15 protein-coding genes are annotated in these 18,444 nt (G+C 60.4%); 6 read left to right on the top strand and 9 right to left on the bottom strand.

Features of this window, described 5'->3' with window-relative positions:
- Positions 1-23: 23 nt before the first annotated feature.
- Positions 24-3,335, bottom strand: a complete 3,312-nt coding sequence (locus tag AC1D19_RS03485; RefSeq protein ID WP_477762401.1) for an RHS repeat-associated core domain-containing protein — start codon at positions 3,333-3,335, stop codon at positions 24-26.
- 247 nt (positions 3,336-3,582) lie between these two features.
- Here AC1D19_RS03485 and AC1D19_RS03480 point away from each other — a divergent pair, with 247 nt between their 5' ends.
- Positions 3,583-4,278: an HAD-IA family hydrolase gene (locus AC1D19_RS03480; RefSeq protein WP_477752584.1), complete on the top strand. Its 696-nt coding sequence runs from the start codon at positions 3,583-3,585 to the stop codon at positions 4,276-4,278.
- A gap of 51 nt (positions 4,279-4,329) precedes the next feature.
- Here the strand turns inward: AC1D19_RS03480 and AC1D19_RS03475 are convergent, their stop codons facing one another.
- On the bottom strand, positions 4,330-5,076 hold the full coding sequence (locus tag AC1D19_RS03475; RefSeq protein ID WP_477752585.1) for a 3-oxoacyl-ACP reductase family protein: 747 nt from the start codon (positions 5,074-5,076) through the stop codon (positions 4,330-4,332).
- Between the two features lie 124 nt (positions 5,077-5,200).
- Between AC1D19_RS03475 and AC1D19_RS03470 the strand changes: the two genes are divergently transcribed.
- Positions 5,201-6,124: a LysR family transcriptional regulator gene (locus tag AC1D19_RS03470; RefSeq protein WP_477762400.1), complete on the top strand. Its 924-nt coding sequence runs from the start codon at positions 5,201-5,203 to the stop codon at positions 6,122-6,124.
- A 116-nt stretch (positions 6,125-6,240) separates the two neighbouring features.
- On the opposite strand, the gene AC1D19_RS03465 is transcribed toward AC1D19_RS03470, so the two are convergent.
- From AC1D19_RS03465 to AC1D19_RS03455, 3 genes are all read right to left on the bottom strand, one after another.
- Entirely contained in the window at positions 6,241-6,969 is a 729-nt protein-coding gene (locus AC1D19_RS03465) for an aspartate/glutamate racemase family protein (RefSeq protein ID WP_007988885.1), read from the bottom strand.
- Between the two features lie 56 nt (positions 6,970-7,025).
- A complete protein-coding gene (locus AC1D19_RS03460) occupies positions 7,026-8,567 on the bottom strand; it encodes an NCS1 family nucleobase:cation symporter-1 (RefSeq protein ID WP_477762399.1) in 1,542 nt (513 codons plus the stop codon).
- A 548-nt stretch (positions 8,568-9,115) separates the two neighbouring features.
- Entirely contained in the window at positions 9,116-9,850 is a 735-nt protein-coding gene (locus AC1D19_RS03455) for a phosphoadenylyl-sulfate reductase (RefSeq protein WP_477752589.1), read from the bottom strand.
- Between the two features lie 173 nt (positions 9,851-10,023).
- Between AC1D19_RS03455 and thrH the strand changes: the two genes are divergently transcribed.
- Entirely contained in the window at positions 10,024-10,641 is a 618-nt protein-coding gene (thrH, locus tag AC1D19_RS03450; protein ID WP_108218929.1) for a bifunctional phosphoserine phosphatase/homoserine phosphotransferase ThrH, read from the top strand.
- 113 nt (positions 10,642-10,754) lie between these two features.
- Here the strand turns inward: thrH and pabB are convergent, their stop codons facing one another.
- From pabB to rloA, 4 genes are all read right to left on the bottom strand, one after another.
- On the bottom strand, positions 10,755-12,098 hold the full coding sequence (gene pabB / locus AC1D19_RS03445; RefSeq protein WP_477762398.1) for an aminodeoxychorismate synthase component I: 1,344 nt from the start codon (positions 12,096-12,098) through the stop codon (positions 10,755-10,757).
- Positions 12,099-12,244: 146 nt separating this feature from the next.
- Complete coding sequence (locus tag AC1D19_RS03440) at positions 12,245-13,231, bottom strand: alpha-L-glutamate ligase-like protein (protein ID WP_477752592.1); 987 nt, start codon at positions 13,229-13,231, stop codon at positions 12,245-12,247.
- Positions 13,231-14,766 (bottom strand): osmotic stress tolerance membrane protein RloB, encoded by a 1,536-nt coding sequence (rloB, locus tag AC1D19_RS03435; protein WP_477762397.1) that lies wholly within the window; start codon positions 14,764-14,766, stop codon positions 13,231-13,233. Before rloB ends, AC1D19_RS03440 begins: the two co-directional genes overlap by 1 nt.
- A 5-nt stretch (positions 14,767-14,771) precedes the next feature.
- Complete coding sequence (gene rloA, locus AC1D19_RS03430) at positions 14,772-15,308, bottom strand: retropepsin-like aspartic peptidase RloA (RefSeq protein ID WP_217837642.1); 537 nt, start codon at positions 15,306-15,308, stop codon at positions 14,772-14,774.
- 297 nt (positions 15,309-15,605) lie between these two features.
- On the opposite strand from rloA, the gene AC1D19_RS03425 reads away from it, so the two are divergent.
- The 3 genes from AC1D19_RS03425 to prpC are packed head-to-tail and all read left to right on the top strand — an operon-like array spanning position 15,606 to position 18,384.
- Positions 15,606-16,325: a GntR family transcriptional regulator gene (locus AC1D19_RS03425; protein ID WP_218431358.1), complete on the top strand. Its 720-nt coding sequence runs from the start codon at positions 15,606-15,608 to the stop codon at positions 16,323-16,325.
- Positions 16,322-17,212, top strand: a complete 891-nt coding sequence (gene prpB, locus AC1D19_RS03420; RefSeq protein WP_108218923.1) for a methylisocitrate lyase — start codon at positions 16,322-16,324, stop codon at positions 17,210-17,212. The genes AC1D19_RS03425 and prpB overlap by 4 nt, the downstream gene beginning before the upstream one ends.
- Before the next feature lie 44 nt (positions 17,213-17,256).
- Entirely contained in the window at positions 17,257-18,384 is a 1,128-nt protein-coding gene (gene prpC / locus AC1D19_RS03415; RefSeq protein ID WP_477762396.1) for a bifunctional 2-methylcitrate synthase/citrate synthase, read from the top strand.
- The last annotated feature ends 60 nt before the right edge of the window (positions 18,385-18,444 follow it).

Below are 18,444 nucleotides of genomic sequence, written 5' to 3'. Positions count from 1 at the left end.
GTGTTGCCGGATTGACCGGTTGTCTAGCTGATCGAATGCGCCCATCGCCCAGTCCTCGATATGTCGTGGCCTGAGTCTGCGTGATGCAAGTATCGGTTTGGAGGTTTTGGAGGGGGCGCATTGGGTCCACCCTCATCAACCTTTGCCCCACCCACCCCATTTGTCGCCGAGCCCCCGGCCTTGTTCGCCAGTGGACAGTTCCCCTTCGACCCCAACGGATCAACCCACCCAGTCGGGTTCCGGGTGTACCGATACGGGTTCAACCCTGCGGCCAACTTGAGCGGATTCGGCGTCATATAACGACCGATGTCCGGATGGTAGTAGCGATGCCGGTTGTAGTGCAGGCCACTCTCAGCATCGAAGTATTGCCCCTGAAACCGTAGCGGCTGTTCGAGTCGCTCGCCGTCGCCGTGACTCAGTTCGCGCAGTTTGCCGTGGGCGGTGTATTTGGCCGACCAGACGATGACGCCGCCGTAGCTGGTCAGTTCCTGCGGGGTGCCGAGGTGGTCGAGTTGGTAGTAGAGCGGGCAGGCGTCTACCCGGCCTTTGCCGTCGAGCAGCGCCAGCGGGCGGAAGCTGCCGGGCTCGTAGACGTAGCTGCGGTAGTGTCGGGGACCGCTTTCGGCGATGAGTTGGTCGCCTTGCCAGAAGAATTGCGTGGTCTGGCCGTCGACGGTTTTGCCGATGCGCCGGCCGAACGCGTCGTAGCAGTAGCTGACACGTTTACCGTCCGGGGAGCTGACGCCGATCAGGCGGTGCTGGCTGTCGTAGGTGTATTCGGTGACCTGGGTCGGCATACCGCGGCGTTCGCGGATCAGGTTGCCGAAGGCGTCGTAGTCGTAGTGGCTGTCGAAACGGCGACGCAAACAGTTGCCCTGAAGCACACACGGGCCGGGGCGGTCGTGGATCAGCAGGTTGCCGGCCGGGTCATGGGTGAAATTCTCCGCGAACTGGTCGCGGGTGTGGTGTACGCCGGTCAGGCGGTCGAGCGCATCGTATTGGTAGCGGCGTGAACCGTGGCGGCTGTCGGTAATCTGCAGGAGGTTGCCTTTGATGCTGTAGGCATACTTGCGGCGAAATAGCGGTCGGTGCTTTTGGCCGACGGCATGGGCCTGCAAACGGCCTTGCTCGTCGTAGGCGTAATCGCTGAGGAGCAGGCCCTGTTGGCGTTGTTGTTCGCGCCCGCCGACAAAGCGATGGTTGGTCAGGCGCGTGCCGTTGAGGTCAATGGCCGTGAGGTCGCCCCCCTTGGCGTGGTGGTAGACGAGGACACAGGCGTCCGGCAGGCGCAGGCGCTTGAGCCGACCGCAGGCATCATAGCCGTAACTCAGGGTGCCCCAGCCCTGACGCTCGGAGATCAGCCGGTCCTGGCGGTCGTATTCGAACGCCAGCGGATGGTCCTGGCCGTCATCGACGCGGACCAGTCGCCCGAGGTTGTCATAGCGGTACTCGACCTTGACCCCATCGGGCAAGGTTTTGACCAGTAACCGCCCAGCGCTGTCACGTTGATAACCGGTAACCAGCAGCGAACTGTCGTCGCCAAACTCGGTTTTCTTCAGCAATTGGCCATTGAGGTCGTAGCTGTAGGCGGTACGACGGCCATCAAAGCCGGTTTCCTGTCGGATCAATCCGCCTGGGGTGTAATCCAGCCGGTAAGTGTCGCCAACCTCGTTTTCGATCTCGGTGAGCAACAATTGCGCATGGTCGTAGCGGTATTTCAGCGCTCTGCCGTCGGCGTTGATTCGACGGCTGACCAGGCGCAGGTCGTCGGCGTATTCGTAACGGGTTACCCGTCCCAGTTCGTCGGTGTCGGCGGTGACCTGGCCATAGGCGTTGTAGCGATAGGCACGGCGGGCACCGGAGGGCCGCGTGGTCCGGGTCAGTCGACCCACGGCGTCCCATTCGTAACCGGTGACGGCACCGTGTTCGTCCTGTCGGGTAATCCGCCGCCCCAACGCATTGTAGGAAAAAGTGCGCTGAGCACCGTCCGGCAGGGTCTCTTCCAGCAATTGTCCCAAGGCGTTCCAGACAAACCGGTGACCGCTCTGATCGGGGAAACGGATCGTCAGCAAGCGCCCCTGCGAGTCGTAGAAATAGCGGGTGATCTGCCCGTCGGGATCGGTGACGGCAGTGATGTCGCCCTGGGCATTGCGCTGGTAGCTCCAAGCCGCCTGACCGCAGGTGCGGGTATGCAGGAAACCGTTGCGATACTCGTAGGACGTGAGCGCCTCATCCGGCGCAAGCAGCGCGATCAGCCGGCCGACCTCGTCATAATGGTATTCGGTGACAGCGCCGAGGGCGTCCTGTTCGGCGATCAGACGGCCCTGATCGTCGTAGGCCTTGTGCTGCTCACCGCCATCCAGCCCGACGTGGTGTAGCAACCGTGCACGGTCGTCATGAACGTAAACCTCTTCGCTACCGTCGGCGTTGTTCACCGTCACGCCGCCTTGATCGTCCCAGACGTAACGCGCCTCCATCTGCGCAAACGAGGCCCAGTGATGAATGCAGCGGGCCGCCTTGCCGGAGCGTTCCCACGCCCAGAAGAAACTCGCGCCGCCAGCCAGTTGCCGTTGCAGGATGACGTGCTGATCGTCGTAGTCATAGCGCTCGCTTTCACTCGCGGCGTTGGTCGCCTCGATCAGACGCTGGCGGGCGTCGTAGCGGTAGCTGACCAGTGTCTGTTCGGTGCGCCAGATGGACGCCTTGGGGCCGCTGCGCTGAAACACCTGATAGTCGACGGCCACCAGGTGCTTGACATCGTAACGCAGCAACAAGGCGCGATCGGCGCCGTTGTCCAGGCGTTGGATCCGGTCAAAGCGGTCCCGCTGCACCGTCACGTGGTTGCCGTAGGCGTCGCTGATCGCGCTGAGCCGGCCGCCATGAAAGTGGTAGAACCGCGCGCGGTCGCCGGCCAGGGCGAGGATCAGTTCGTCCGGCTCCTCGCCGAGGTAAATCGCCGCCCGCGACAGGCTGTTGTGGATCACCGGGCGCGTCGCCGTTGGCCGTGGAAATGGCGTACGGTGGTTTTCGGGGTCGATCCACAGCACCCGCTCGTCGTGGAGTTCCAGGTGCTGGGACAGCGAATGGCTCCAGCCAAAACCGAGGCCGGTGTCGAGTTCGACGGCACTGGTGCGATAGATGCGGTTGAAGTCGAACGGCAAGATCCCGTCGAGGGTGCTGTCCGTGAAGGTCAGCAATACTTCGCCGGTGACCATCGACACCGGGCAGTTGTGGGTGGCGATGCACTCGATTGTGTCGATACTGGTGGCGAACCTGTGCACCTGTGTCAGTGGACCGCTGGCGGGACATGCCAATACCTTTTGGGGATCGAACATCTGCAGACTTTCGCTTGGCGGAATGTAGGACGTGAGACTCTGCGGAGGATCTTCAAGGAAAGAAGTCGGGAAAGTTGGCGTTTGATGTAGGGCGAATCGCTAAATCACGAGAGCCATTCGGCGTGGATCGGGATTTCATCGTTGCTCTGAGACAGCAGCGCTCGCTATGCTGCTGAATCCTTTAATCCATTCGTGGGCGGGCTTCACCTGCGCCGCCCGGGATGCCCTGGAAAACGGATCAGATGCGATGAATGCACCACTGAAAACATTCGGCCCGATCAAGGCCGTGATTTTCGATATGGACGGCTTGTTGCTGGATACAGAGGGCATCTACACCGAAGTCACGTCCATCATTGCCGCGCGTTACGGGCGGACGTTCGACTGGAGCATCAAACAGAACATTATCGGCCGCGGTGCAGGTGATCTGGCGTGCTATGTGGTTGAAGCGCTGGACCTGCCGATTACCGCCGAAGAGTTCCTGATAATTCGCGAACCGCTGATGCGCGAGCGTTTTCCTACAGCGCAGGCAATGCCTGGCGCACAGGAGCTGGTACGGCATCTGAAGGCCAACAACATACCCATTGCCGTGGGCACCAGTTCTTCGAGCCAGTCGTTCGGCCAGAAAACCACCCTGCACCGCGACTGGTTCGCCTTGTTCGACTTCATCGTCACCGCCGATGACCCCGAGGTGGGTGCCGCCAAACCGGCACCGGATATTTTCCTGACGGCGGCGCGGCGTCTGGGCGTTGCACCCGAAGATTGCCTGGTGTTCGAGGATTCGCCCTTTGGTGTTACGGCGGCGAAAGCAGCGGGGATGACGGCGATTGCAATTCCGGATGCGGCAATGGCCGACGCCAGGTATGCACACGCCGATGGCATTCTTCGTACGTTGAAGGCGTTCGAGCCGGGCGCTTGTGGTTTACCGGCGCTTGAGTGGACCTGACGACTGAAAATCTGGGAGCGAGCAGGCTCGCTCCCCCAGGACTGACAAATGTCAGGCGCCAAAGCCACCGTCGATGGTCAGGCTGGCCCCTGTGATGTAGCCGGCTTCAGGGCTGACAAGATAGGCGACGAAACTGGCGATCTCTTCGGCCTTGCCGTAACGGCCCACGGCCATCAGCGGGATCAGGCTTTGCGCAAAGTCACCGTGGGCCGGGTTCATGTCGGTGTCGACCGGACCCGGTTGCACGTTATTGATGGTGATGCCTTGCGGGCCGAGATCACGGGCCAGGCCTTTGGTCAGGCCGACCAGTGCCGACTTGCTCATGGCGTATGGGCCGCCACCGGCGAAGGGCATGCGGTCGGCGTTGGTGCTGCCGATGTTGATGATGCGTCCGCCTTCGGTCATGTATTTGGCGGCGGCCTGGGTGGCGATGAACACGCTGCGCACGTTGATGGCCAGGGTCTGGTCGAAGTCTTCGAGTTTGAACTCGGCCAGCGGTGCGACGGCCAGTACGCCGGCATTGTTGACCAGGATATCCAGGCGACCGAAAGCGTCTACCGTGGCGGACACGGCGCCGCGAATGGCGTCGGCGTCGGCGCTGTCGGCCTTGATGGCCAGGGCCTTGCCGCCTTTGGCGGTGATGCTGTCTTGCAGTTCTTCAGCTTTTGCCGTGGAGCTGACATAGGTGAAGGCAACGGTTGCGCCTTCAGCAGCCAGGCGCTTGACGATGGCTGCGCCAATGCCGCGGGAACCACCTTGAATCAATGCCACTTTGCCGCTGAGGTTCTGAGTAGTCATGTCGATCTCCAAGTCCCGAGGCGAGATGTCCCGGTTGATGGAGGCTAGTATCGATTCAGGATTCCATGCTGTGTAGACCATAATCGCGATAGTCTGTGTAAACCAAAAGTTTATAGTGGCGCCTATGGAAACCTTCAGCAGTATCGAATGCTTTGTGCGCAGCGCTGAGGTCGGCAGCTTCGCCGAGGCCGCGCGGCGTCTGAGCCTGACACCGGCGGCGGTAGGCAAGAGCGTCGCCAAGCTCGAAGCGCGGCTGGGCGTCAGATTGTTTCAGCGCAGCACTCGCAGCCTGACGCTGACGGAGGCCGGCCAGTTGTTTCTCGGCGAAGTCAGCGGCAGCCTGCACACCATCCAGAATGCCGTGGCCAATCTCGCCAGTGCCGGAGGGCAGCCGGCCGGCACCTTGAAAGTCAGCATGGGGACGGTATTTGGCTGCCTGTACATTGTGCCGATGCTCGGTGAGTTTCTGCGGCGATTCCCGGCGATCAACCCGGACTGGCACTTCGACAACCGCCAGGTCGATCTGATCGGGCAAGGTTTCGACGCGGCAATCGGCGGTGGCTTCGAATTGCCCCAGGGCGTGGTGGCACGCCGGCTGAGTCCCGCGCATCGGGTGTTGGTGGCTACGATGGACTACCTGGAGACACATGCGGCGATCAGCGAGCCGGATGACCTCAAGCACCATGACGGGATTCTTATCCGCTCGCCGCAGACCGGACGGGTACGCTCCTGGCAGTTGACCCATCGCAATCAGCAACACAGCCCGTTGACGCTCAAGGCGCGGATGACCATGAGCGATTCCGAGGCCGCCTGCGCCACGGCTGCGCAGGGTTTGGGCATTGCGCTGGTGAGCATGCCGTTTGCCTCGGGTTATCTGGAGTCGGGCAGGTTGCAGCGGGTGTTGCCGGACTGGTACATCGATGACGGTTACACCTCCATCTATTACGCCGAACACAAGCTGCTGCCCGGCAAAACCCGGGCGTTTGTCGATTTCATCATTGAGCAATTTGCCGAACGGGGGTTGGGACAGAGGTTTAGTGCTGTTTGAGTCAGGCTCAGGACCGAGGTGCTGCATTCGCGAGCAGGCTCGCTCCCACAGGGGATCCATGAGCGCCGCAGATCCAGTGTAGGAGCGAGCCTGCTCGCGAAGAACGATAACGCGGTCTACCGGGCAAACCGCCCCGGCCAGCCAATGATGTTTTTCGGCCGCGGCGTCGCATACGTCCGCACCTTCGATGTCGACAGCCCCAGGCGCACCAACGATTCGGCAATGGTCACCGCCGCCGTCACGCCATCCACCACCGGTACCCCGGTACGCCGGCGAATCTGCTCGTCCAGCCCGGCCATGCCGCCGCAGCCCAGGCAAATCACTTCGGCCTTGTCCTGGGTCACCGCCAGTTCGGCCTGATGCACGATGGCCTCCAGTGCGCGTTGCGGTTCGTGTTCCAGTTCCAGCACTGCCAAACCACTGGCCCGTACCGAGGCGCAACGGTCCCAGAGGCCGGAGAGCTTGAGGCGATCTTCGATCAGCGGCACGGTGCGATCGAGGGTGGTGACCACGGAATAGGCGTGTCCGAGAAACATCGCCGTGCTGGCGGCGGCATCAGTGATGTCCACCACCGGCACATTGAGCAGTTCCTGCAAGCCTTCACGGCCGTGCTCGCCATAGCCGGCCTGGATCACGGCGTCGAATGGCTGGTCGTAGGACATCACCCGATCCATGACCGCGATGGCCGCCAGGTAGCTTTCGAAATTGCCTTCGATGGAGTCGGCGCCGAAGTGCGGGGTGAGGCCGACGATTTCCGTGCCGGGCGACGCGACGGCTTGCGCCGAACGGGCGATGGCCTGGGTGATGGATTCGGTGGTGTTGACGTTGACCACGAGAATGCGCATTGAAAGTCCTTATTGCAGTTGGTTCTGCGGCCCGACCACGCCGGGCCGCGACAGGATCAGTGGCTGACGTTGTCGACGGCGATGGCTTCGCCGCTGACATCGGCGTAGTGCGGTTGGCGCTTGGCGATGATCAGGTAGAGCATCCCGGCGATGCCGGCACCAATCAGCCAGGAGAACGGCGATACGCTGTGGAACCCTGGCACCAGGGCCAGGACGATGGCGATCAGGGCAGCGGGAATGAACGCCGCCACGGCGCGCAAATTGACCCCGCGGCTGTAGTAATACGCGCCGTTCGGGTCTTCGCTGTACAACTGCGGCACGTTGACCTGGCCTTTGCGTACCAGCCAGTAGTCGACCATGATCACCCCGTACAACGGGCCGAGCAGGGCACCGAGGCCGGACAGGAAATACACGATCACCAGCGGACTGTTGTAGAGGTTCCACGGCAGGATCAGCACGGCGATGGTCGCGCTGATCAGCCCGGCGCGGCGGAAGGTCAGGTACTTGGGCGCCAGGTTGCTGAGTACGAACGCCGGGGCGACGAAGTTGGCCATGATGTTCACCGCCACGGTGACGATCAGGAACGCCAGGCAGCCGAGCACCAGGAAGAAGGTGTTGGGGATCGAGGCGATGATTTCGGTCGGGCTTTCGATAATCCGGCCATTGATCTGAAATTGCGCGCCGCACAGCAGGACCGTGATGCTGGCGAACACCAGGATATTCACCGGCAAGCCCCAGAAATTTCCGACCTTGATGGTCTTGCGGCACGGCGAAGAGCGGGCGAAGTCGCAGAAGTTGAGGATCAAGGTGCCGTAGATCGCCAGCCACAGTGCGCCACCGGCAAAGATGTTGCGCCACATCTCACCGCCAGTCAGCGGCTCGCGGATCGACCAGGCAATCGTCGCATCGGCCTGGGTGTACATCCACGCGGCGAGTGCGGCGACGGTCAGCAGAATCACCGGACCGGCAAACGCCTCGTAGCGCCGCACCATCTCCATGCCATAAGCAAGGATCGCCAGTTGCACGAACCAGATCGCGACGAAACACACCCAGCCCAGGGTCGACAGGCCGAGGATCGAGTCGTGGTCGTAGTCGGCGAACCCTGGATGGACCGCCGTCAACAGCACGCGAAACACCACGGACGCAAGGTACGTCTGAATACCGAACCAGGCGATGGCGATCACGGCGCGGATCAATGCAGGAATCTGCGCACCATGAATGCCGAAACTGATCCGGCTGATGACCGGAAACGGCACCCCGGTTTTCTGGCCCATGTAGCCAGACAGGTTCATGAAGAAGTAAACCAGCGCCGCGCCGATACCCAGGGACAGCAGGATCTGCCAGCCACCCAGACCCAAAGCGTACAGACCGATGGCAAACGAGTAGTTGGCAATGTTGTGAACGTCGTTGGTCCATAGGGCAAAGATGCTGTAGCGGCCCCAGCGCCGGCCTTCGGACTTGGTCGGTGCCAGGTCCTTGTTGTGCAGTCGGGGGCTGAGCACCACGGGGGCGTGATGCGCCTGGTTGTCGGCGGTGTGGGTGGAATGGGAAGAGGGTAGATCCAGCGCGATGTTGTTATTGGAGAGACTAGTACGCATTCCGGCAGGCTCCTGATGCTCGACGCCGCGATGACTGTGCATGAGCGTTGGCTCGACAAATCTTCGTCGCGGGTGGCGAATATCATTGGTTACGGGGCATCTGCAGCCTGTACGGGATAGGGCGCTTCAGGCTTGCGGATCTAAAGTGTGTGTATGTTTTGATTTGATTGTATACAAAACATGTATGCACTTAAGCCAGATTTGTGCCAGTTGCGATTCTATAAAAACCAGTGCTCATTTCGTTTTGTTATCGAAAACGAATAACTGACTGAAAAATAGAAAATTTAAATTGACCGATTGAACAGGTATTTATTTTTGGAGAGGGAGGATGTGGGCGAGATGATGAGAAAGGAGATGTAACTTTTTGGGGCGCTGAAACTAAAAGTGCACACACAAATGGCACTTATGGTGACATTCGTGTGTACACATTGTGTGTTGTGGCACATTGACTCTGTAGGAGCGAGCTTGCTCGCGAAAAACTCGAGAGCGTCGCGGGGGAATCAGGTTTACAGCGTTTTCGTTGACGACCATCGCGAGCAAGCTCGCTCCTACCCCTTGCTGATGATATTCCCCGCATGCAACCCGCATTCCTTCTGCGTCGCTTCTTCCCACCACCAGCGGCCTTCACGCTCATGCTGGTTCGGCAGTACCGGGCGGGTGCAGGGTTCGCAGCCGATGCTGATGAAACCGCGTTCGTGCAGGCTGTTGTACGGCAGTTCCAGCATGCGGATGTAGCCCCAGATCTCTTCACTGGTCATTTGCGCCAGCGGGTTGAACTTGTACAAGGTGCGTTCCGGGGTGGAGAACGCGGTGTCGATTTCCATCACTGCGACGGCGCTGCGGGTGCCGGGGCTCTGGTCCCGGCGCTGGCCGGTGGCCCAGGCTTTCACGCCGGACAGCTTGCGGCGCAGCGGTTCGATCTTGCGGATACCGCAGCATTCGCCATGGCCGTCCTTGTAGAAGCTGAACAGGCCTTTTTCCTTCACGAAGGGTTCGAGTTTGGTGTGGTCCGGCGACACCAGCTCGATGTCGATCTTGTAGTGCTCGCGCACCTGATCGATGAAGCGGTAGGTCTCGGGGTGCAGGCGGCCGGTGTCGAGACTGAACACTTTGACGTTCTTGTTCAGCTTCCAGGCCATGTCCACCAGCACCACGTCCTCGGCACCGCTGAAAGATATCCACAGGTCATCGCCGAACTCGGCAAAAGCGAGCTTCAGGATGTCCTGGGCGGATTTGTTGGCATAGGTCGTGGCGAGTTCCACGACGTCGAACGTTGGGCTCATCAGGGCGGCTTCCTACAGGTCGGTGGCGCTGGGCGCTCTATATGGGATCGATGGTAACAAAAAGCTGCACGGGCCGGGGTATCCTCTGCGTTGCGCAGGCAGGCCCGAGTCGCTAGAGTTCGGCAGGCTTTATGCTCGCTCGACTCAATAATCAATACAAATGGGAGTGTCTTGTGGAAATTGCCTGTCTGGATCTTGAAGGTGTGCTGGTCCCGGAAATCTGGATCGCCTTCGCCGAAAAAACCGGGATCGAGTCCCTCAGGGCCACCACCCGGGACATTCCCGACTACGACGTGCTGATGAAGCAGCGCCTGCGGATTCTCGACGAGCACGGCCTGAAACTTTCCGACATTCAGGAAGTGATCGCCACGCTCAAGCCACTGGATGGCGCCATCGAGTTCGTCGACTGGCTGCGCGAGCGCTTCCAGGTAGTGATCCTGTCGGACACCTTCTATGAGTTCTCCCAGCCACTGATGCGCCAACTGGGCTTCCCGACCTTGCTCTGCCATCGTCTGATTACCGACGACAGCGGGCGCGTCACTGGCTACCAGTTGCGTCAGAAAGATCCCAAGCGTCAGTCGGTCCTGGCCTTCAAGAGCCTCTACTACCGGGTGATCGCAGCGGGGGATTCCTACAACGACACCACGATGCTGGGCGAGGCCGATGCCGGGATTCTGTTCCATGCGCCGGAAAACGTGATTGCGCAGTTCCCGCAGTTCCCGGCGGTGCACACGTTTGAAGAGCTGAAGCAGGAGTTCATCAAGGCTTCGAACCGGACGTTGAGCCTGTAAACCCGATCCCTGTAGGAGCTGCCGCAGGCTGCGATCTTTTGATCTTGATCTTAAAAAACAAGATCAAAAGATCGCAGCCTCGTTTCACTCGACAGCTCCTACTGCGGAGGGTGTCAGAGGTTTTGCAAGGTTTCGAGCAACACCTTCACCTTGGTAATCGATTCCTGATACTCAGCCTGCCACTCCGAATCCGCGACAATCCCGCCGCCGCCCCAGCAACACACCTGCCCGTCCTTGACCAGCAAGCTGCGGATGGCGATGGAGCTGTCCATTTCGCCACGCACGTCCAGGTAGACCAATGAGCCGCAATACAGTCCGCGTCGGGTCGGTTCCAGCTCATCGATGATCTGCATGGCGCGAATCTTTGGCGCGCCGGTAATCGAGCCCCCCGGGAAGCTGCCAGCAATCAGGTTCAGGGCATCGCGGTCATCCGCCAGTTCACCGGTGACACTGCTGACCAGGTGATGCACGTTCGGATAGCTTTCCAGGCTGAACAGTTCCGGTACCCGAACCGAACCGGTGCGGCAGGTCCGGCCGAGGTCATTGCGCAGCAGGTCGACGATCATCAGGTTTTCCGCGCGATCCTTGGGGCTGGCCAGCAGTTCGGTGGCGTTCGCGGCGTCTTGCTCAGGCGTCAGGCCCCGAGGTCGAGTGCCCTTGATCGGGCGGGTTTCCACATGGCGCTGGCTGACTTTGACGAAGCGTTCCGGCGACAGGCTGAGTACGGCATCGCCGTCAGGCAAGCTCTGGAAACCGGAAAAAGGCGTCGGGCACGCTGCGCGCAGAGCGCAGTAAGCGGTCCAGGGATCACCTTGGCAGGGCGCACGAAAACGCTGGGCGAAGTTGACCTGATAACAGTCGCCGGCCTGAATGTATTGCTGGATGCGCTCGATTGCCTGTTGATACTGGTCAGCGCTCAAGTCGGCAGTCATCGGGGTGAGCAGTTTGAAGGGCGCGACCACTTCCGGTGCAGGCTGGCTGAACAGATCGATCAGGCGCTGGCGTTCGCCGGTGGGCAGTGTCGGGTGGAACACCAATTGACTGGTCAGCGAAAGGTGATCGCTGACCAATGCCCAGCCGTACAGGCCGAAACGCGCGTCAGGCAGTTGCAGGTCGTCCTGTGCCTGGCTCGGCAGGCGCTCCAGATGCCGGCCGAAGTCGTAACTCAGGTAGCCGATCAATCCACCGGCAAACGGCAACTCATAAGGTACCGGCAGAGTCGCTTCGCCCAGGCGTGTCAGGTTATCGCGCAGGCGTTGCAGGAAGGCATCGCCACTTTCGTCGGGCGATACCGTCAGTTGTTCCAGTGGCCAGGCGCTGAGCAGGTCATAGCGACCGCGGTCAGCACTGGGGCGGCCGCTGTCGAGCAGCACGGCGCCGGGGGCATGGCGAATCGCCGCGAAGTATTGGGCGGGGTTGGCGCGATAGGGCAGCGGGTGTACGGAACAGGTCAGCATGGGCGGGGAAGATCAGCCATTGAGGCGGGGTGGCGATTGTAGACCTCTGTAGGATTTGGTCCTAGAGGGATGTCGGAAAGAGGCACATCGGAAGCGACTGAAATTACATTCTGTGGCGAGGGAGCTTGCTCCTTCGCCACAAAAGATCAACCCTCGACCGCAGGAATGTGCCCAAACATCTCCTGTACAAACGCCACACGCTCTTTGACCGATTCGGTCACGCCACGAGCCTTGAGGTCTTCCATTCGTGCTTCCACCGCATGAGTACGCAACGTCAGCCCGCAGTCATTGGCAATCTGAATATTCAGCCCAGGCCGGGCGTTGAGTTCAAGAATCAACGGGCCTTTTTCCTGGTCCAGGACCATGTCGACTCCGATGTAGCCCAACCCGCACAATTCATAACAGCCGGCGGCGAGTTTCATGAAACCGTCCCAGTAGGGCAGTTGCACGCCATCCACTGCATTGGTGGTGTCCGGGTGTTTGTTGATGATGTTGTTCAGCCAGGTGCCGCGCAGGGTCAGGCCGGTGGCCAGATCCACACCGACGCCGATGGCGCCCTGGTGCAGGTTGGCCTTGCCGTTGGACTGGCGGGTCGGCAAGCGCAACATGGCCATCACCGGGTAACCCATCAAAACAATGATGCGAATGTCCGGCACGCCTTCGTAACTGATGCTCTTGAAGATCTGGTCCGGAATCACGCGGTATTCGATCAGGGCCCGGTCGCGGTGACCGCCCAGGGAGTACAGGCCGGTCAGGATGCTGGAAATCTGATGCTCGATTTCTTCATGGCTGATGATCCGGCCGGACACCGAGCGATAGCGGCCTTCAAAGCGGTCGGCGATGACCAGGATGCCGTCGCCGCCAGCGCCCTGGGCCGGTTTGATCACGAAGTCGCTGCGTGCGCCGATGATCTCTTCGAGATTGTCGATTTCCTTCTCGGTGGAGATTACGCCATACAGCTCGGGCACATGGATGCCAGCGGCGATGGCGCGCTCCTTGGTGATGATCTTGTCATCGACGATCGGGTACAGGCTGCGCTTGTTGTACTTGAGCACGTAGTCTGCGTTGCGCCGATTGATCCCCATGATGCCCTGGGCTTCCAGGGCCTTCCAGGTCTTCCAGAAGCCAAACATCAGGCGTCAGCCTTTTTCAGGAAGGCCTTGAAACGCACCAGTTCGGTGAGGCGATAACCGCGATAACGCCCCATGGCCAGCATGAAGCCCACCAGGATCAGCAGGATCGCCGGGAAGGTGAACACGAAGTACACCAGTTCCGGCACGGTCATGATCAGGTGCGCCAGGGACGCGGCGAACAGCGTGCCGATGGCCACTTTCATGGCATGGCCGCCGCCGCGTTCTTCCCAGGTGATCGACAGGCGTTCGATGGTCATGGTCAGGATCACCATCGGGAACAGCGCCACCGACAAGCCGCGCTCCAGGCCGAGTTTATGGCTGAACAGGCTGATGGCCGCGATCAACACCACCACAAAGGTCAGCACCACCGACAGCCTCGGCAGCATTTGCAGCTTCAGGTGTTCGAGGTAGGACCGTAGCGAAAGCCCCAGCGCCGTGATGATGGTAAACAGCATGATGCCGAAGCCGAGCTGGGTTTCGCGGAAGGCCAGGGCGATCAGCACCGGGGTGAAGGTGCCCAGGGTCTGGATGCCGACCAGGTTGCGCAGGATCAGGATTACCAGCACGCCAATCGGGATCATCACCATGATCATGAAGGTCTGCTGGGTTTGCAGCGGCAGGCCGTACAACGAGTATTCGAGGAAGTTGGCGTCGGTGTTTTCGTCGGTCAGCTTGGCCAGGCGAATGGCATTCATTTCGCTGTTGTTCAGGCTGAAGGTCACGTTGGCTTTCTTGCCACCATCGACGGTGATCAGGTTTTCGTCGCCGGTCCACCACAGCAGGCGGTCGGTCGGCAGGCCCTGTTCACCGGTTTCCGGGTTGAAGTACAGCCAGTCGGTGCCGTTGAAACTGCGCAGCCACAGTTCCGGGATTTGCGGCTGATCGGCCACCAGGCGGATGGTGTGGACCTTCTCGATCGGCACGTGGGCGACGGACAGCAGCAACTCGACGATTTTCGCCTTGTGCGCGGTGGACGGATCACCGGCCAGTAACAGCTTCACGTTGTCGTCGTTGAGGTTGTTGACCCGCTTGATGGCTTCGCCGACGAAGGTTTCGACGTCGGCCGAGTGCTGGCGAATCGGAGCAAGCAGGGCTTCGGCGGCGATTTTTTCCGGGCCTTCGATGGTCATGCTGTCGCGAAAGGTCGGGCCTTTGATCTTGGCTTTCTCACCGGAATAACGCTTGGTCAGCACCAGGCGGTAATACAGCGTCTGATTGCCTTTGGCCCGGCGCGCCGACCAGGTGACCTTGCGGTTGCCGTCGACCCGGTTCACGGCCACGCCGTAGTTATTGGAGATGAAACTCTCGTTGAGGCTGACGAAGTCGCGGCTCAGCGGTGGCACGAACATCTGGATCTTGACCGGATCCTTGGCACTGGCGACGAACTCGACCTTGGCGTCGATGTTCCACAGGTCGTCGGTGGCGTCTTCGGTCACCGGGATGCCCAGCACGAAGATCTGATAGGCCGTAACTGAAATGCCCAGCGCCACCAGGATGGCGATCAGCAGTTTCAGATGAAGGGTAAGAGAGCGCATTGAAATTACTCGGCGGTATGAGCGTCGGTGGTGCAGGCAGGTTTGCCGGCAGCATATTTAAGGCTGGGGTCAACCAGTGCATCGAAGCGTTTGAGGGCTTCGGAGCCAATCAGTAGCGGATATTGGAAAGCGCTGCGGTCGGTCAGGTTCACTTCGATGCTACGCAGGGCCGAGCCCATGCAGATGTCCAGTTCGATCACCGGGCGGGCGGTGTACTTCTTGCCCTCTTCGGGGTCGTAGTCGCCGGCCCGGCGCTTGATCTTGCTGACACGGGCCAGCGGGCGTTCGATCGGGTGCGAATGGGCGGCGTCGATGGCCAGGTAAAAGCGCACCCATGACTCGCCGTTGCGTTTGAAACGTTTGATATCCCGCGCGCTCAGGGAAGCGGTTTTTGCCCCGGTGTCGAGTTTGGCCGCCACTTCCAGGTCAATGCCATTGAGCGATGCGTACTCATTAAGGCCATACACGGTCTTTTCCCCGGCCATTGCGAAACCAGGCAGACAAAGGAAATAAAGGAAGGCAGGGAAGGGCTTGAGTCTCATAAATCCTGGTGCGCAGCGGTCCGACTTGATTCAAGGCCCTGGCATCGCTGCGCAAGCTCCCTCGTATGCCTGTCAGGTTTTTATGACAGGCAGTGCAGATGTGACAAACAAATGCGGGCGGCATTCTAGCACGGTAGTTTGATGGCGCCAGCGCTGGCCGGTGGCTATAAACAGAGGGATTGCTTCGTTATGGTGCAGCCGGTTATCAGAAGATTGTCGACAATATCGATTTAACCTTTGACTGTGTCGCCTGTATTCGTTAGTTTTTGCGGCATTGGCTCACAAGGTGTCGACAATATGCTGGATCAACTCGATCCCCCCGTTTCAACGCAAGACGATACGGAGACCCTGTCCGAGAACGTCTTCCGACGCATTCAGGCGGCTATCGTCAAAGGCGAGATTGCGCCGGGCAGCAAAATCTCCGAGCCGGAGTTGGCGCGCACCTACGGCATCAGCCGTGGCCCGTTGCGCGAGGCCATCCACCGTCTGGAAGGCCAGCGCCTGCTGGTTCGCGTGCCGCATGTCGGCGCCCGGGTGGTGTCGCTCAACCACGCCGAACTGATTGAGCTATACGAAATCCGCGAATCCCTGGAAGGCATGGCCTGTCGCCTGGCCGCCGAGCGCATGAGCCTCGAGGAAATCGACGAACTGCGTCGGGTCCTGGAAACCCACGAGCGCGATGAGGCGTTTCAGGCAGGGAGAGGCTACTACCAGCAGGAAGGCGATTTCGACTTCCACTACCGAATCATCCAGGGCAGCGGCAACCGCACGCTGACCCAAATGCTCTGCGGCGAGCTGTATCAACTGGTGCGCATGTACCGCATCCAGTTTTCCACCACGCCCAATCGCCCGCACCAGGCGTTTGCCGAGCACCACCGAATTCTCGATGCCATTGCCGACCGTGACGGTGAACTGGCCGAGTTGTTGATGCGCCGTCACATCGGCGCCTCCAAACGCAACATCGCCCGTCATTACCAGGACGGCGCTAACCCGACAGCCAAACGAGGTGAGTCATGAGTTTGAACAAGAGCACTCCAGGCCAGCGTTTCCGCGATGCGGTCGCCAGCGAGCATCCATTGCAAGTGGTCGGCGCGATCAACGCCAACCACGCGCTGCTGGCCAAACGCGCCGGTTTCAAGGCGATCTACCTGTCGGGTGGCGGGGTGGCTGCCGGCTCCCTCGGCGTGCCTGACCTGGGCATCACCGGTCTGGATGACGTGCTGACCGACGTGCGCCGTATCACCGATGTTTGCGACCTGCCATTGCTGGTGGATGTGGACACCGGTTTCGGTTCCTCGGCGTTCAACGTCGCTCGCACCGTCAAGTCGATGATCAAGTTCGGCGCGGCGGCGATTCACATCGAAGACCAGGTTGGCGCCAAGCGCTGTGGTCACCGTCCGAATAAAGAGATTGTGACCCAACAGGAAATGGTCGACCGCATCAAGGCCGCCGTCGATGCGCGTACCGATGACAGCTTCGTGATCATGGCCCGTACCGACGCCCTGGCGGTGGAAGGTCTGGAGTCTGCCCTGGATCGCGCTGCTGCGTGCATCGAGGCCGGCGCCGACATGGTGTTCCCGGAAGCCATCACCGAGCTGGACATGTACAAGCTGTTCGCCAACCGCGTGAAAGCGCCGATCCTGGCCAACATCACCGAATTCGGCGCGACGCCGCTGTACACCACCGAGCAACTGGCCGCTGCCGACGTATCGCTGGTGCTGTACCCGCTGTCGGCGTTCCGCGCCATGAACAAGGCTGCAGAAAACGTCTACACCGCGATCCGTCGCGACGGCACTCAACAAAACGTCATCGACACCATGCAGACCCGCATGGAGCTTTACGATCGCATCGACTACCACACCTTCGAGCAGAAGCTCGATGCGTTGTTCGCCGCGAAAAAGTAAGTCGAAGAACTCCCTGACAAATTCAAGAAAAATTGGAGACAGCAATGGCCGAAGCAAAAGTACTCAGTGGCGCCGGGCTCCGTGGCCAGGTAGCCGGGCAAACCGCACTGTCCACCGTGGGCCAGTCGGGTGCCGGTCTGACCTATCGTGGTTATGACGTACGTGAACTGGCGGCTGACGCACAGTTCGAAGAAGTTGCCTATCTGCTGCTGTACGGCGAACTGCCGAGCAAAGCGCAACTTGCAGCCTACGTCACCAAGCTGAGCAAGCTGCGTGACTTGCCGCAAGCGCTGAAAGAAGTGCTGGAACGCATCCCCGCCGACGCCCACCCGATGGACGTGATGCGCACTGGCTGCTCGTTCCTGGGCAACCTGGAGCCGGAGAACAACTTCTCCGAGCAGCACGACAAGACCGACCGCCTGCTGGCCGCGTTCCCGGCGATCATGACCTACTGGTATCGCTTCAGCCACGAAGGCAAGCGCATCGATTGCGTGAGCGACGAACAGTCCATCGGCGGCCACTTCCTGCACCTGCTGCACGGCAAGAAGCCGAGCGAGCTGCACGTCAAGGTGATGAACGTTTCGCTGATCCTTTACGCGGAGCACGAGTTCAACGCCTCGACCTTCACCGCACGTGTTTGCGCGTCGACCCTGTCCGACCTGTATTCGTGCATCACCGCGGCCATCGGCTCGCTGCGCGGCCCGCTGCACGGTGGCGCCAACGAAGCGGCGATGGAAATGATCGAGCGCTTCTCGTCGCCGGAAGACGCGATCAAGGGCACCCTTGGCATGCTCGAGCGCAAGGACAAGATCATGGGCTTCGGCCACGCGATCTATAAGGACAACGATCCGCGCAACGAGGTGATCAAGGGCTGGTCGAAAAAACTCGCTGACGAAGTGGATGACAAAGTGTTGTTCCCGGTTTCCGAAGCCATCGACAAGACCATGTGGGAGCAGAAGAAACTGTTCCCGAACGCCGACTTCTACCATGCCTCGGCGTACCACTTCATGGGCATTCCGACCAAGTTGTTCACACCGATCTTCGTCTGCTCGCGCCTGACCGGCTGGGCTGCCCACGTGTACGAACAACGTGCCAACAACCGCATCATCCGTCCAAGCGCCGAGTACACCGGCGTTGAACAGCGCAAGTTCGTACCAATCGAACAACGCTGAATGGTGAGAGCAGGCACCGGTATTGAATGAACCGGTAACCCTGTAGGAGCTGGCTTGCCA

Source organism: Pseudomonas sp. P1_C12, assembly GCF_056406435.1.
This window is presented reverse-complemented; position numbering and strand designations above follow the sequence as displayed.

Coding starts and splice junctions, on each gene's coding strand:
- AC1D19_RS03470 (WP_477762400.1), top strand. CDS start 5,201: ATGGAAACCTTCAGCAGTATCGAATGCTTTGTGCGCAGCGCTGAGGTC.
- AC1D19_RS03475 (WP_477752585.1), bottom strand. CDS start 5,076: ATGACTACTCAGAACCTCAGCGGCAAAGTGGCATTGATTCAAGGTGGT.
- AC1D19_RS03440 (WP_477752592.1), bottom strand. CDS start 13,231: ATGTTTGGCTTCTGGAAGACCTGGAAGGCCCTGGAAGCCCAGGGCATC.
- AC1D19_RS03460 (WP_477762399.1), bottom strand. CDS start 8,567: ATGCGTACTAGTCTCTCCAATAACAACATCGCGCTGGATCTACCCTCT.
- prpB (WP_108218923.1), top strand. CDS start 16,322: ATGAGTTTGAACAAGAGCACTCCAGGCCAGCGTTTCCGCGATGCGGTC.
- rloA (WP_217837642.1), bottom strand. CDS start 15,308: ATGAGACTCAAGCCCTTCCCTGCCTTCCTTTATTTCCTTTGTCTGCCT.
- AC1D19_RS03455 (WP_477752589.1), bottom strand. CDS start 9,850: ATGAGCCCAACGTTCGACGTCGTGGAACTCGCCACGACCTATGCCAAC.
- rloB (WP_477762397.1), bottom strand. CDS start 14,766: ATGCGCTCTCTTACCCTTCATCTGAAACTGCTGATCGCCATCCTGGTG.
- AC1D19_RS03485 (WP_477762401.1), bottom strand. CDS start 3,335: ATGTTCGATCCCCAAAAGGTATTGGCATGTCCCGCCAGCGGTCCACTG.
- prpC (WP_477762396.1), top strand. CDS start 17,257: ATGGCCGAAGCAAAAGTACTCAGTGGCGCCGGGCTCCGTGGCCAGGTA.
- AC1D19_RS03480 (WP_477752584.1), top strand. CDS start 3,583: ATGAATGCACCACTGAAAACATTCGGCCCGATCAAGGCCGTGATTTTC.
- AC1D19_RS03465 (WP_007988885.1), bottom strand. CDS start 6,969: ATGCGCATTCTCGTGGTCAACGTCAACACCACCGAATCCATCACCCAG.
- AC1D19_RS03425 (WP_218431358.1), top strand. CDS start 15,606: ATGCTGGATCAACTCGATCCCCCCGTTTCAACGCAAGACGATACGGAG.
- pabB (WP_477762398.1), bottom strand. CDS start 12,098: ATGCTGACCTGTTCCGTACACCCGCTGCCCTATCGCGCCAACCCCGCC.